11 protein-coding genes are annotated in these 15,967 nt (G+C 45.7%); 9 read left to right on the forward strand and 2 right to left on the reverse strand.

Annotated features, from left to right (window positions below):
- Positions 1–384 precede the first annotated feature (384 nt).
- The gene (locus tag AMS66_RS10475) at positions 385–1,305 is read right to left on the reverse strand and encodes a LysR family transcriptional regulator (RefSeq protein ID WP_053780737.1); all 921 of its coding nucleotides are present in this window, start codon (positions 1,303–1,305) and stop codon (positions 385–387) included.
- 188 nt (positions 1,306–1,493) lie between these two features.
- Positions 1,494–2,333: an AraC family transcriptional regulator gene (locus AMS66_RS10480; RefSeq protein WP_053780738.1), complete on the reverse strand. Its 840-nt coding sequence runs from the start codon at positions 2,331–2,333 to the stop codon at positions 1,494–1,496.
- 306 nt (positions 2,334–2,639) lie between these two features.
- On the opposite strand from AMS66_RS10480, the gene AMS66_RS10485 reads away from it, so the two are divergent.
- The 9 genes from AMS66_RS10485 to AMS66_RS33630 all read left to right on the forward strand — a co-directional run.
- Complete coding sequence (locus AMS66_RS10485; protein ID WP_236703326.1) at positions 2,640–3,467, forward strand: chitosanase; 828 nt, start codon at positions 2,640–2,642, stop codon at positions 3,465–3,467.
- An 88-nt stretch (positions 3,468–3,555) separates the two neighbouring features.
- Positions 3,556–6,144: a metallophosphoesterase gene (locus AMS66_RS10490; RefSeq protein WP_053780739.1), complete on the forward strand. Its 2,589-nt coding sequence runs from the start codon at positions 3,556–3,558 to the stop codon at positions 6,142–6,144.
- A gap of 352 nt (positions 6,145–6,496) precedes the next feature.
- Positions 6,497–7,918 carry a 3-isopropylmalate dehydratase large subunit gene (gene leuC, locus AMS66_RS10495; RefSeq protein WP_053780740.1) on the forward strand — a complete coding sequence of 474 codons (1,422 nt, stop codon included), beginning with the start codon at positions 6,497–6,499 and terminating at the stop codon, positions 7,916–7,918.
- Between the two features lie 31 nt (positions 7,919–7,949).
- Entirely contained in the window at positions 7,950–8,567 is a 618-nt protein-coding gene (leuD, locus tag AMS66_RS10500; protein ID WP_053780741.1) for a 3-isopropylmalate dehydratase small subunit, read from the forward strand.
- Between the two features lie 272 nt (positions 8,568–8,839).
- Complete coding sequence (locus AMS66_RS10505) at positions 8,840–10,246, forward strand: N-acetylmuramoyl-L-alanine amidase family protein (protein ID WP_053780742.1); 1,407 nt, start codon at positions 8,840–8,842, stop codon at positions 10,244–10,246.
- 258 nt (positions 10,247–10,504) lie between these two features.
- Positions 10,505–11,917 carry an N-acetylmuramoyl-L-alanine amidase family protein gene (locus tag AMS66_RS10510; RefSeq protein ID WP_053780743.1) on the forward strand — a complete coding sequence of 471 codons (1,413 nt, stop codon included), beginning with the start codon at positions 10,505–10,507 and terminating at the stop codon, positions 11,915–11,917.
- A 35-nt stretch (positions 11,918–11,952) separates the two neighbouring features.
- A complete protein-coding gene (locus AMS66_RS10515) occupies positions 11,953–12,636 on the forward strand; it encodes a GerMN domain-containing protein (protein WP_053780744.1) in 684 nt (227 codons plus the stop codon).
- Between the two features lie 72 nt (positions 12,637–12,708).
- Positions 12,709–15,447: an S-layer homology domain-containing protein gene (locus tag AMS66_RS10520; protein ID WP_053780745.1), complete on the forward strand. Its 2,739-nt coding sequence runs from the start codon at positions 12,709–12,711 to the stop codon at positions 15,445–15,447.
- Positions 15,448–15,610: 163 nt separating this feature from the next.
- Positions 15,611–15,967: endonuclease III domain-containing protein (locus AMS66_RS33630; protein ID WP_236703327.1), on the forward strand; the 357-nt coding region annotated here is incomplete at its 3' end.

Consider the following 15,967-nt stretch of genomic DNA (forward strand, 5'->3'; position numbering starts at 1 on the left):
ATACGCTCAGGAGACTGGAACAGGAAAATACTAGGGTAGATCACTTGAGGCCATTCTTAGAGAATGGGGCAGGAGGGCTATCACCCCCTGATCAATCTGTTCAGGACGAAGGCCGCCTTGTGAATCAACAGAATAGGCTGACAAGTGAACGTAATTTGCGAAAATAAACCGCCAAACTTCAAATTCTCATATGTACGTTTTTACGTTAACAATTCAATAATGATATCAGCAACATTGTACTGTAACGATGTACTGCTAATACCATGTAAGAACTTTATCCTGCGGATGCGGGAGACGAGTATAGAACAAAGGCTTGGCCCTTATGGGTCAAGCCTTTGTTTATTTTATTGTCATGTATGGTGGGATATTACGATGATAGAGCTATTATTCTCCTCGAGAGAGTTCAGCAACAGTTTGTTGGAACGTATGAATGAACGCCTCCGCGGCTTTGGAGAGAACCCGTCCTTGGCGGTATGCAACTACAAGGGTACGACTGGGAGTTGGCTCGGCCAACGGTACATAAACAGGAACAAATTCACTGCGGGGCGCGCGGGCAATAAAGCGTGGAACCAGCGTAATCCCCATACCTGTAGCCACCAGTGACTGCACCGTCTCGATATTCGTACTCTCAAACACCACATTGGGATCAAATCCGGCTTCCTCACACAGATCAAAAGTAAGTTTGCGGAAACCCTGTCCTTTCTTCAGTACAACAAATGGTTCATCGCGAAGCTCTTCCATTCGTACTGGAACCGGATGTTCGGGATCTCCTCTGCGTGCCAGAGGGTGATTTGGGGGAACAGCCAGGTCAATTCGTTCTTCACCAATCGTTACATAAGATAAGCTTGGCTCCTGCAATGGGAGGGAGAGCAGGCTTAAGTCAGCCTTGCCACTGGCCGTCAACTTTTCAAGCGTAAGTCCGGAGTCTTCCAGCAAGGTTACTTCGATCTCGGGATAGGCTTGCTGAAATGCGGGAAGCACATGCGGAAGCAGGTGGGAGCCAGTGATCGGCATGCTGCCTACAACAACTTTACCTTTACGCAGCTGGGAAATGTCTGACATTTCCTGTCTGAGCAGCTCGACTGCATCAATAATTTTCTGAGCCTGCTCTACAAAAGTCACCCCTGCATGGGTCAGCTCCACGGTGCTGGTATTACGCTGGAATAACAGTACACCTAGCTCCTTTTCAAGCTTGGATAGCTGCTGACTTAAAGAAGGCTGGGCGATGTGCAGCTTCTCGGCTGCCCGGGAGAAATTCCGCTCTGCCGCAATTTGCAGCGTATATTGAAGTTGTCTGAATTCCATATCAACACGTCATTCCTTTCGTTATGCCATCATTATATCACTACAAATAAGAAATGATTAGTTTAAGTGAAACGCTTAAACTGCTTAAAAGGGTTGATACAACATAGGGAAAACTATAACAAAAAGTGTGAGGGGAGAGATTGGGCATTTTATTTTCTCTAATGATGGGTATTCCAGTGGTTTTGCTATTAAGATTTAAATTGTTTGCGGAAGCAGAGCGGCGAGATGCCCATCATTAATTTGAAGGTTCGTCCAAAATGGGAGGTGTTATCAAACCCAACCATTCCCGCAATTTCAGTAACATTAAAAGAAGAGCCAACCAGCAAATCACGCGCTTCTTTAATACGGATGTTATTGATATATTCAATGAAGCTGAACCCGGTGGATTCTTTAAACGTTCGGCAAAGGTAGGAAGAGCTTATGTCGAATTGCCGTGAAATCTCACTGAGCTTAAGCGGTTCCATATAATGTTGATTTACATAATTAACGATGTCCAGGACTTTCTTGTGTGTACGATTGGATTCCACCAATGGAGCTACAAGGCTGTCAAATAGTTTACGATTAAGATTGATGAGCAACTCCACCAATAAAATTTGTTGGTACTGCTCATATCCGAGGGCTTGCTTCTTCTCCTCCTGGATCATCTTCTGAAAAAGCTGTTCAATGAAATACTGATCCTTCCCGGTCATCTTTAAAGCGCGGTAATCACTTTTGAACAATTTGAGCAGTTCCTCACATTGACCTCCGGTGCAGAAATGCTGCAGGAATTCTTTCTTGAACAGCAGTGTAACCCGTTCATACATATTGCAGCCGGAATTAACCAGCTTGTGCCTTTCGTGAATATCCATAAATAACAGTGTTCCACCCGCAACCTGGTATGTTCTGTCCCCTATAAAATAATAAAAATCCCCGGATATTAAGTACAGAATCTCATATGCATCATGATAGTGACTTGAAGGCATGCTGGTATATACCTGTTTCTTGCGGCTGATGTCAAAAAGAGTAGACTCATAAAATACCGGCTTCATTCAGCACCTCCTAAGAGGATTGTAGACTTGATCTATAGTATGTAGCAATATATGTATAAAAATTTAATAATTACAAGAGAATACGTGCTGTTTAGACAAACTTTTTGAGATAAGCTTGAATTGAATTTACCAAGTGTTGGAAAAGGAGGGTGGCACGCTCAGATGTTTGGGATTAGGTTTACTGCTGTTAAAAGTTAAAGCGCTTATACTATTCAATTTAAGGGAGAGATTGCGGTGTTTAATTCAACGAATAGTAAGGTTTCCAAGAAGATGAAATTTTCATTGTTGATCCTGCTCAGTTTTTCAATGATTTTTTCTTTGTCCAATGCGTCTCAACAGAAAAGTTATGCGGCAGGGAACCCTGATTCTAATTTTTCACCGACAACACTGCAATTCTTGCGTGACAACACAGGTCTGAATGGTGAGCAGTGGAACAATATTATGATACTTATCAACAAACCGGAGCAGGACAATCTGAAGTGGACCAATTATTACGGATATTGTGAAGATATTGGTGATCGCCGCGGGTATACGATTGGAATATTCGGTGCGACTACAGGCGGATTAAATGATACCGGTCCCGACGGTCCGGAACTGTTCAAGGCATATGACGCTGCCAAAGGCGCGAGTAATCCTTCGGTTAAAGGCGCATTGGCCCGGATCGGTGTCAAGGGTTCGATGAAAGGGAAGATCCTCGAAATCAATGAAAGCGAAAAGAGTTTCTGCAAAAAGATCGGCAATTTGCAGAATGATCCCGAGTGGAGAGAGGCTATGTGGAAAACGTTCTACAATGTCTATATTAAGTACAGTGTGGATCAGGCCCGCAAACGTGGCTTTAACTCGGCATTAACTATTGGTTCCTTCGTGGATACAGCGCTGAACCATGGAGCTACCGGCGGCTCCGAGACCCTTCAAGGTCTTTTGGGTAAGTCAGGAAGCAGCACGGATGAGAAGACTTTCATGACCAATTTCTATAAAGAACGGACCAAGATTGTGGATACGAATGACTACAACTCTCCGCCTAACGGGAAGAATCGTGTGAAGCAATGGAGCAATTTGCTGAACATGGGAGAGACAGACCTGAAGAACGCAGATTCAGCAGTACTTCAAGTCACCGACTGGAAACTCCAATAACAGGAATACAAGGGCAGCAGAACCGCCGTTCTTCTCGGTGACGGCGGTTCGACGATAAGTGAGTTTAATGAAGAGGGAGATGGGCCGAATGGATAACAACCAATCTTATCTCAAGAACAGATTTTCCAAAGTAATCAGTCTAATGGTTATAGGTTTGCTGCTTGCGATGGAGTTGACCGGTTTTGTCTCAGCAGGAAGGGAAGGAAATGAGGAAGATCTTGCAAGCGAAGCAACTGCAGTTCAGGAAACGATTGCCCAGTGGATTTTTAAAGACAAAGGCGAGAACGGAATATTTCCGGCTACCGGCGGGGTATATCAAACGGCTTCATCCATTCGTGATGTAGGAACAAATACAGATGCATACACCTATGAGTCAGGTGAAAACAGTGTACGCAACCAGGGCTGGCATGAAGGAACGGGCATTAAATACTGGCTTGCCACGCTTTCGACCAAAGGCTTCGAAGGTATTTTCCTCTCTTCACAGCAAACCTCTTCCAGTACTGGACCCAGGGATTTTAAGGTGCAATACAGTACGAATCAGCAGGAATGGATAGATGTTGCGGGCGGCAAAATGGTTCTTGCCCAGAACAATTTTAATTGTTCTAATGATTCCTGCAAATTAACGAACCTCGCATTGCCTGCAGGAACCAACAATCAAGATGTACTCTATATCCGCTGGGTGGTAAACTCCGCGAAAAGCGTAAGCGGGGGAACGGTGTCCAGCTCAGGCTCAAGCAGAATCAAAGATGTAGTCATTAAAGGAACACGCAGCAGTGGCGAACCTGGGGACACTCCCACACTTGAGGTAAGCAAAACTCCCGCTTCAGGGGCTGCAGACGTTTCCCTTAACGCAGAGATCACAGTGAAGTTTAATAAAGCCATCAGTCTCGACAGTGGTTATCAAGTTGTAATCACGGAAAACAATGTCCCTCTTAACAACATCTCTGCCTCGCTGCTCGGTCAAGACACGGTTAAAGTCAGCCACCCTAATTTTACGGCCGGCAAAACTTACAAGGTGATCATCCCTAAAAAGCTCCTTAAGGGGACTATGGACGGCCGGACACCGGACAACGATATTACCTGGAGCTTTAAGACAAAGTCTCAGGACACCGGCAACAAAACACCAACGCTGCTGAACATGACTTTTAATGGGGATCCAAAGACAAGTATCGCTTTTGACTGGTATACAGCCGAAACCGTCAGAGGTACAGTAGTGCAAGTGGTGGAGGCGTCCAATGCGGGAGGAAGCGAGTTCCCGGAACAACTGGCCACTTCTTATGAGGGTAGCTCAACAGTTATTGAAACCTTAATGACGTCAGGAGACAGAAGTTCCAAGAAGTATAAAAAGTTTGCCAGTCATAAGGTTATTGCGAGCGGTCTCAAGCCTGGAACCAAGTATATGTACCGGGCCGGTAACGGTGATGCGGACGGCTGGAGCGAGGCGGGTTCTTTTACCACGGACAAGGCGAATAATCAGGATTTCCATTTCCTCTATGTAACCGACACCCAAGGCTCAAGTAAATCGAATTTCGATCTGTGGCAGGATACTTTTAAGAGAGCTATTGAGAAAACGGTTGATCCCAAGTTTGTTCTTCTTACAGGGGATCTAACGGATGACGGTGATCTGGAGCAGCTGTGGCAGTGGTTCTTGGGTGTGCCAAAAAAAGAATTTGCCAATGTGCCATTTGCGCCGATCATCGGCAATCATGAGATAGAGGATTATCCGAATAATAACTTCTATAACCATTTTAATCTTCCAAAAGATGTCGGGACGGGTGCTCATGACGGGTCGGTGTATGCTTTCGAATACGGCGATGCCCTGTTCATGCAAATCAATTCCCAGTACGAAGGGGAGGTCAAGCCGTACAAAGCGGATATTCAGTTCACGAAGCAATTGGAATGGATGCGGAATCAGGTGGCAAAGACCGACAAGAAGTGGAAATTCGTCTCTATGCATAAGGGAGCATATTCTTCAGGGGATAATGCTTCGGCAGAAAGTGAACGGGTAGAATTTTACCGGAAATATCTGATTCCTGTATTTGATGAGCTGGGTGTGGATATGGTGTTTGAGGGACATGACCATATGTATATGAGGTCTTTTCAAATGCTGAACAACGTTCCAATTAAGAATGTCATTACCGATGAGCAAGGAAATGTACTGAATCCCAAAGGGACTGTATATCTAATGGGTAACTCGGCCGCTTCGAAATTCTATGCTCTTAATCCAGACGCAGACACGTTTTTTGCAGCGAAAAACGATCAGCCCAACAAGAAAATGTTTGTGGATGTTTCCATTACAAGCGACGTGCTGAAATTTACATCCTACACAGCAGTTAAAGATAAACCCCTTGCCGTCTATGATGCTTACAGTATTAAACGGACTGACGTCAAACCCGGCGCGGTTCAAAATCCAATTGCAGTAAGACAGTCAGCGAACCGTGCAGTTCTTTCGTGGAAAGCTCCAGCAAATAGCTCTGAGCCGGTGCGAGGTTACCGAATTTACGAGAAGAATGATAAAGTCAGCACGAATTGGAGCGTGTATGTGCCGGTGGTAAGCGGTCAGACGAGTTACAGCTATACATTAAACGGCATAGATTCGGCCAAAGTCTACAATTTCGTTATTAAAGCAGTGGGGACAAGAAGTAATTCGCTTCCAGCTGAGGCAGGATTGCAATGAATGGAGAGATATGGGGAATACGATCGTCTGGAACAGGTGAGATATAATTATGGTAGCCCTGGTAACAGGGCTGCTTTTTTTTCTATTTTGCATAAAAAGCATTGACAGCGAAGAAGCTGGAACGTAGTATTATACTTATATGATAATGATAATTGTTATCAATTGAAACCTCTGCGTATAGCAGTGGTTTATTTGCTTTTCCCTCGTTATAGGTTAAACCTATTACATCTATAGATATTATATCTTGGAACAATGAAGGACGGGGTGATATATTTATGTCATTCAAGAGCTTCACTTTTAAAGGAACATATGAGGCTCTTCCAAGGACCGAACTTATGATGAGGTGAAAATGATGAGTAAAAAAACGATGTTTGAGAAAATTTGGGAAAACCACGTGATTCATCAGGAAGAAGGCAAACCAAGCATTTTGTATATCGATCTGCATCTGGTGCATGAAGTAACATCCCCACAGGCGTTTGAAGGTCTGCGTCTGAGCGGCCGTAAAGTCCGTCGCCCTGAGCTGACGTTCGCAACAATGGATCACAACGTTCCAACGAAGGATCGTTTCAACATTACGGATCCAATCTCCAAACAACAAATCGACACACTTTCACAAAACTGCCGTGAATTCGGCGTAAAACTGTATGACCTGGATACCATCGATCAAGGTGTCGTACACGTTATGGGCCCTGAGCTCGGTCTGACTCATCCAGGTAAAACGATTGTATGTGGCGACAGCCACACGTCCACACACGGTGCATTTGGCGCACTCGCATTCGGGATCGGAACGAGTGAAGTAGAGCATGTTATGGCAACCCAATGTTTGCAGCAAGCCAAAGCCAAAACAATGGAAGTTCGTTTTGTCGGCAAACGTAACCCGGGTGTAACGGCGAAGGATATGATTCTCGCAGTTATCGCCAAATACGGTACAGACTTTGCTACTGGATATGTTATTGAATATACAGGTGAATCGATCCGTGAACTGAGCATGGAAGAGCGTATGACCGTATGCAACATGTCCATCGAGGGTGGAGCAAGAGCGGGCATGATTGCTCCGGATGAAACGACATTTGAATATCTGCGTGGACGTGAATACGTACCTGCCGATGGCAAATTCGATGAAGCGGTTGCTGCCTGGAAAGAGCTTGTAACCGACGAAGGTGCTGAATTCGACCATGTGGTTGAAATCGATGTGGAAACATTGATTCCGCAAGTGACTTGGGGTACTAGCCCAGGTATGGGAACCGACATTTCTTCGAAAGTTCCTGTTCCGGCTGAACTGCCAACTGAAAACGAACGTAAAGCAGCTGAAAAAGCGCTTGAATATATGGGCTTGGAACCTGGAACACCGATCTCCGAAATTCCGGTTGATTATGTATTTATCGGTTCATGCACCAATGGACGGATTGAAGATTTGCGTGCTGCTGCACAGGTAGCCAAAGGTCACACCGTATCCAGTAATGTTACAGCGATCGTTGTTCCAGGCTCGGGACGTGTTAAAATTCAGGCGGAAAAAGAAGGTCTGGATAAAGTCTTTACTGAGGCTGGATTTGAATGGCGTGATGCAGGATGCAGTATGTGTCTGGCAATGAACCCGGATGTATTGAAACCAGGACAACGTTGTGCTTCGACATCCAACCGTAACTTCGAAGGACGTCAGGGACGCGGAGGACGTACTCACCTCGTATCTCCTGCAATGGCGGCTGCAGCAGCGGTTAAAGGACACTTCGTTGACGTACGTGACTGGAATTTCAAAACGGAAGCAGCTATCTAACAACGAACGGATTGAAGGGAGAACGAATGATATGGAAGAATTCAAAACACTGCAAGGCATCGTTGCACCGGTAGACCGGGTCAATGTAGATACAGATGCAATCATTCCGAAACAATTTTTGAAACGGATTGAACGGACCGGATTTGGACAATTTTTGTTCTACGAGTGGCGTTTTGACGAAGAGGGTAACAACAATCCCTCCTTCGAAATGAACAAACCCCGTTATGAAGGGGCATCAGTCCTGATCTCACGCGCAAACTTTGGTTGTGGATCTTCTCGTGAGCACGCACCATGGGCGATAATGGACTACGGATTCCGTTGTGTAATTGCACCATCGTATGCAGACATCTTCTATAATAACTGTTTCAAGAACGGGATCTTACCGATTAAACTGTCGGAAGAGCAGGTTGAAGATCTGTTCCAGCGTACAGCGACACATGAAGGTTATGAGATGAATGTGAATCTGGAAAACAAAACGATTACAGATGCATACGGACTGCATATCGATTTTGATCTGGATGAACACCGTCGTCAGTTCCTGTTGCAGGGACTGGATGATATCGGCCTGACACTCCAGCATGATGATGAAATTACAGCTTATGAAGAGCGCCACTCGGCTAAATTGTTTGGACAAACGGCCTCAGTCTAATCTTTCATCTGTAGTTCGTATATCAAACCTCCAATCGCAGGGAACTTCACCGTTCCTTGTTCGAATTGGAGGTTTTTTTGCATTTGGCAATGATGCAATTATGTCTTCGAATTGCAGGGTATTCCGACTAAATATGACAACGTTGTAACCGGATGAAGTGACAATATCTGATAAACTGATTAGTAGATTATGGAAGAGTAGATAGAGTCGAGTGTTGCATCACAGCGAATCAGGTCGAAGGTTCAAAAGACAAACAGAATGGTGGTTATTGTATGAAGAAATGGTCGGCAGCAGTCTTTGTTTTTCTGTTCCTGTGTTTATTTCCTGTCATGGCAAATGCCGATTCGTCTCCCTCGATTGTGTTGGACGGTGTGACCATTAATCAGCAGTCGGGAGCTCCGGCCGAAAATACTGGAAAAACCGTGATGGTGCCCATTCGGATCGTCTCTGAAAACCTCGGTTATCAGGTGAAATGGGAGAAAGTCACCCAGACCGTTCGTATTCTCAAAGGCAACAGCAGTATCCAGATGACGGCAGGTGAAGATGCTGCGACCGTGAATGGAAATCGGGTGAGTCTCGATTCTCCGCCTCTAATTAAACAGGGGACTACCCTGGTTCCGTTACGGTTTGTCGGTGAAGGCATGGGTCTTCGTGTGGGATGGGACAATGGAACCAAGACAGTAAGCCTATTTAGCATTCCTCCTGTAGCAGGTACCGAAAATGAAAATGACCCGGTGGAAGCTCCTGAACCGGAAGGTCTGTCTGAGCTTCAAAGTATCAGCTTCGGTGGGGATCGTCTGATCTTGGCGACGAACGGGAAAATCACACCGAAGGTTTCCAGTCTCAGCGGACCTGATCGTATCATCGTAGATCTGCCCGGCACCACATTTGCCAAGGAGTTCATCCAGGGACAAGCCTCCAATCCGGATGGCAGCGGAACTATTCTGGTTACGGATTCATCGCTGGTTTCCAAGGTGCGATATGCAATGTTCAGCCAAACGCCTTCAACAGTGCGTGTGGTCCTTGATCTGAGTCAGGTGGCGACTGCCAAATGGTCACTGGGCGAGAACAACGTGTTGCTTGTTGACCTTGCGGCGAGTAATGGAGAACCAACAAGTCAGCCTGCTGTGCCAACCAATGATGGCAAAAAGGTTGTCATTATTGATCCAGGACATGGTGGACGACAGTCGGGGGCCGTCAGTGTGACAGGCGCCTATGAGAAGGACTTTAATTTGGCTGTGGGGCTCAAAGTTCAGGCACTTCTGCAACAACATACGGAGATTCAGACGGTGATTACAAGGCAGGATGATACGGAATTATCCCTGCAGCAACGTGTAGATATTGCACAACTGAATCAGGCGAATATTTTTGTGTCGATCCATGGAAACAAGTTTACAACTCCTGTTCCTAATGGAATTGAAACGTTGTACAGTCGTAAAGATAGCAAGGATTTAGCCGACATTTTGCACAAGCATGTGTTGCAGATTACGGGATTTAAGGATCGAGGAGTCAAAACGGCAAGTCTGCATGTAACCCGTGAAACAACGATGCCCGCAGTTCTGCTTGAACTCGGATTTCTAAGTAATTCAGCTGATGAAGCAATGATGCTGACTGAAGATTATCAGAACAAATGTGCACAGGCCATCGTAGACGGAATTGTAGAATATTTGGGTCTTTAATGTGGGTTGTGCGCAAATATGAAGGTCAGGGTAGTGCGTTGTTTGGAGATGCATAATTGATAATTAAGGGAAAATACAGACAATAAAATGTAGAAAAAGCTTGATTTGACAACGTTTTTTTTCTGTTATGTTGGAATATATTCGCAACTTTTGAGAGTACGAGGCGTCTAATAGGTGTCTGGTAATGCCTCAGTGGTCAGTCGAAGCTGAAGGTTCACAACATGCGGCAAAAAAATATGAGAATGGTAGGGGTGAAGGATGAAGAAGTTCGGTTTTTTGGTACTGTTATTTGTCTTTGGGCTCGTTTTCCCGGGCTATAGTCATGCAGCAGCAGATACGCACATTATCCTAGATGGGAAAGAAATTGTGCAACCTTCGGATGCCAAAGCGGAAATCATCAATAGCAAAGTGATGGTTCCGATTCGGGTTATTTCGGAGAGCCTGGGATATGGTGTGGACTGGAAACAGGCAACAAGCACCGTGACTATTAGCAAAGACAACACTGCCATGCAGATGATTGTTGGACAGAAGACGGCAACGGTGAACGGCAGTAACGTGAACCTGGATGCCCCGCCACTCGTGAAAAATGGAACCACACTTGTGCCTTTAAGGTTCATTGGTGAGCAAATGGGTCTTAAGGTGGGTTGGAACAATACAACGAAGACGGTAACATTAGTTACCCAGAATTCAGGTTCCGGAAACGGGACAACCACTCCTCCGAACTCTGGTAATGATGGTGGAGGATCGGATCAGGATGGTCTTGTACTGGTGAACGGCATCAGCTTCAGTGACAACCGCTTTTTGATTGCAACAAGCGGAAATACGAAGCCGAACGTCTTCACGATGACAGGACCGGATCGAATCGTTATAGACTTGCCAAATACCGCATTCGCTGACTCTTTCAGTGAAGGACAAGCTCTGGACAGCAACCAGAATGGACAGCTTGTAGTGAGTGGATATCCGGATGTGTCGAAGATTCGTTATTCCTTGTACAGCAATAGTCCTTCTACTCTTCGTTTTGTCATTGATTTGAGCAATGCCAAAGGTTATGACGTGCAAAGTGACTCCGGTCTGGTTATGATTGATCTGAACAAAGAAGGCACTACAACACCGCAACCTCCTGTTGGAAACAATGGCAAAAAAGTTGTTGTTGTAGACGCTGGACACGGTAATCAGGACCCGGGAGCCATCGGTGTAACCGGCAAGAAGGAAAAAGACTTCAATTTGGCAATGGCTCTGAAAGTGGAAGCATTGCTGAAAAAAGAATCCAACATTGACGTTGTGTTAACGCGCAGCGATGATACATTTTTGGCTTTGAGTGAACGAGTGAAGATTGCAGAAAAATTGAAGGCGGATATCTTTATTTCCATTCATGCGAATAGCGGGTCTGCAGCGGCAAACGGTGTGGAGACTTACTACACCCGTTCGAATAGCAAGGCACTGGCTACTGTGATGCACAAGTATCTTCTGCAATCATCTGGTCTGAAGGACCGCGGAGTAAAAACGGCAAGTCTCCACGTAACCCGTGAAACAACGATGCCGGCTGTTTTGCTGGAAGCCGGTTTCCTGAGCAACAAGAGTGATGAAGCCGCATTGTTCACTGAAAGTTTCCAGAACAGTGTAGCCAAAGGGATTGTTGCAGGGATCAAGGAGTATCTGGGAATTAAATAAGGGTTCAGCCCTTATGATCAGGAGGCGGAGTTAGAATGAACAAAAAATTATGGATTGCAGCGCTGCTGGTAACGGTGATGACAGTTGCTGCTGGATGTGGAAGCAAGCCAACAGCTGCTCCAGCTCCAAATCAGACTCAAGGTGCGGGAACAGAGAATAATGCGTCTGAGGATCAGAATGAGACGGATATTACTGAACCTGTAACCGTGGATCCGGAGGATACAACAACAACGACACCGGGTACCACAGAAGGCAGTACGGAGGGCACAACGACTCCGTCGGGTGAAACTACTTCGGAGAAGCCTGGAACTTCCGAAACTAATGAGAAGAAGACCATTGATGTGTACTACACAGATCTGGAAGAGTTGGAATTGCACAAAGCAACGGCAGAACTTTCTTATGCTTCGGATGATGCCAAATACAAAGCAGCGTTTGCAGCACTTCAACAAAGCAAGGACGACAAACTTGTTCCGCTATGGGCTAAAGAAATCGAATTGAAATCTGTTCAGTTCAAAGACGGTGCGCTTACCCTGGATATTCACATGCCGGATACAGCACGTCTTGGTGCAGGTGGCGAAGTGTTTGCCATTGATGCTTTGAAGCAAACGTTTTTCCAATTTGATGAAGTCAAATCACTTGATTTGCTGGTAGATGGCCAGCAATCCGAGAGTTTGATGGGCCATGTGGATCTTGAGCATCCAATGACACGATCCGAATAGGTTGTACAGCATGTTGTTTTACCGTGAATCTGCGGAATATCGGCCGTTTTACATGAGAGAGGGGAATCACAGGTGACTTTTAAATATAACAATCCATCACACTCTAAAAAAGTAGTTTCAGCCGTGCTTGCAGGCATGATGGCCCTTAGCGCCGGCGGAGCTGCCATGGCAGCAGAATCAACAGATACGGGGCAAGGACAGACTGCAACTGCAAGCAATACAGCTGCACCAACCGGTTTGTTCAGTGATATCAAGGCCGGATATTGGGCTGAGAAACATGTGTACAAACTGGCCTATCAAGGCATTCTTCTCGGTAACAACGGCCTGTTCCGTCCGGGAGACGCGGTAACGCAGCAGGAAGCTGTGACGATGGCGATCCGTTTTATGAGCAAGGAAAACCAGTTGAACGACAGCACGGCTACGGCATTACCGACAAATATGGAAGTGGGAAACTATTTCAAGCCATATGTCGCTTTGGCGCTTCAACTGGGTCTTATTGATAAAACCGAAGAATCTACAGTGGATGTGTCCAAAACATCCTGGGGACAAAAACCGGCATCACGTGAATGGATTACGAAATTGCTGATCCGTTCGCTGAACAAGGATGCTGAAGCGAAAGCGCAAAACAATCAATCTACCGGATTTGCGGATAATGATAGCATTTCCGAAAGTGGCAAAGGTTACATCAATCTGGCTGTAAGCCTGGATCTGGCCAAAGGTGTAGATGGCAACAAATTTAATCCAACCGGCTCTGTAACTCGTGCTCAACTCGCTACATTCTTCAGCCGTGGCGAAACGTTAACGGATATGAAGTATCCGAACACATCCACGGGTTATGTAACTGGGTTAAAAGATGGGCAGATCACGTTGGTTGTGGACGGAAAAGCTGTCAACTTTGCAGTGAACAGCAGTACGCCTTACTTTACAAAAGACAGTGAATCCCGTGCATCGTCTGCGGATGTGAAGCTGTATACAAAAGTTCAGGTTGTAGGCACTACCGGTACAGCTTCCTATGTTGAAGTGATTGATGCTACGCCGCAGGTAGAAAGCGTTGAAGGTACTTTCGCTCGTTCATTATCAGGTAATAAAATTGGCTTGTTTGTGGGCGAAAATTATGAAACGTACAGCTATGACGAGGCAACGGCATTTATGGATCAGAACGGAAACCCGATCAAACTTTCTGATATTACAATAGACAGCACCATTGAGGTACAGCGTGAGACGTTCTCGGCTGACAAAAAGACAGTCGTTATTCGTGTGAAGTCTGGCATTGTAAACAAAAGTGATAGTGGTGTCGTTACTGAAGTAACGACTTCTGCCAAAACGATTAAGCTTACCAATGCATCCGGAACTACAGAACAATATACTTATAACGATAATCTCATCATTCGTTACCAGGACCGAATTCTTTCGCTGGCTGAGCTCAAAGCAGGAAGTGCAGTGAAATATACGGTGAAAGACAGCATCCTGCAAACGATTGAATTGTCGCAAGGTGTAGAGCAGTCTCTACGCGGTACACTAGTTGAGATCGGTGGTAACCAATCCACACTGACGTTTAAACGTGAAGGTGGATCTCTGGAAGCGAAGCTGCTGGTAGAAAAGCCGGAAGTAATCATTAACGGAATCCAGGATGCAACGTTGAGTGATCTGATTACAGACGCAACAAATGGAGATCAGGTTGAGCTTACGTTAAATTCTGAAGATCGTGTGACACGCATTCAAGTGATCGGACGTCAGATGGAACCGATGAACGGGGTTTCTGTTGTATCCTACAATAGCAAAACTAAAGTATTGACGGTTCTCGACAGCAATAAAAAACCGTTTGTGTTCACACTGGATGACAAAACCAAGCTGGACTACAACACTACAAAACCTACACTTGCTGGGCTGGAGTCGCTGTTAAATGACGGCCGCAAACTGGATCTGACATATGTGGGAACTCGTGCGCTATCTGTTAAAGTGATCTACAAGTACGAAGGCACAATCAACAGCATTGATACTTCGGGCAGAAAAATCAGTTTGTTGTCTGGAAACCAAACGATCACGGTGCCGTACTCTACGGTTCCAACGATCGAGATTTACAACAAATCTGGAGCAAGTCTGAGTGATTTGAAGATCGGCGATAGTGTCACAGTTACGCTGGGTTCGAATCAGGACTATGTGCAGAAAGTGGCTTTGAACACCGTGGCTCAATTCGAAGTAGTCTCTGTAGAGACGAATGGTCGCGTTCGTGTGAAATCGGATTCGCTGACAAGTCAGTTTTATGTCGATCAAGCAGTGCTAACAGGAGAAAGCGGTCAGACTATTACGGCATCACAGCTGACAGCGGGCAACTTGATTAACGTAACATTTGAGGGAACTACACCTAAAGCAGTCCAGGTGGTTAAACGCACGCTTGCGGAGGTGACATCTGTTGATGCTTCGTCAGTCACACTGAAGCTGTTTAACGGTCAGAGTGAAACGGTTCCTGTAAGCGGGGCTGTAAAAGTGGTCAAATCGGGATCTACGTTAACCACGCTGGGCAGCCTCACCGTAGGTGACCGTGTTGAAATGACGAAAGATACGGATAATTCGACTCGTTTCAGAGTGTTAACAGTTATGAGCAAACAGTTCTGGTCTTATGATGGAGTCGGTAATCAAATTTTGGTTAAACGCGAGTCTACTTCGGACACGAATTATCGTTTTGCACTGGGTACAGGCGCATTTGTTCACCAGGGTGACAACACTTTAAGCGTGCAATCTCTCAAAGATAATGATAATATTGTATTGTATCTCCTGAACAACGTTGTACTGGAGATCCAAAAACAGTAATCGTTTCTTTTCGAGGATCAAAAGAATGACCGTCTTGATGCGGGATCTTTCCCGTATCAGGACGTTTTTTTTGCAAGATTTTTGGGGTCCCCGCAAAGTACTCGAAAGAAGCTTCGAAGTAAGGCTCCACCGCGTGGAGTCATTTTGTGGGAGGTAGCTCTTCATGAATGCAGCCACTGTTAGGCATATACTCGAGACAATGGAAGCGATGTTTCCTGATGCACATTGCGAATTAAATCACAGCAATGCGTTTGAATTGACTGTAGCTGTCCTGCTGTCTGCCCAGTGCACCGACGAAACGGTAAACAAGGTAACCGCAGACTTGTTCAAAAAGTACACCAGCCCTGCCGATTATCTGGCTGTTCCTCTCGAAGAGCTGGAACAGGATATCCGGCGTATCGGCTTGTACCGAAACAAGGCCAAGCATATTCAGAACATGTGCCGAATTTTAATAGAGCAGTATGGCGGTGATGTACCGCAGGAACATGATCAGCTTGTGACGCTCCCTGGTGTCGGGCGG

Origin of the sequence: Paenibacillus xylanivorans (assembly GCF_001280595.1) — a bacterium.
GTDB lineage: Bacteria > Bacillota > Bacilli > Paenibacillales > Paenibacillaceae > Paenibacillus > Paenibacillus xylanivorans.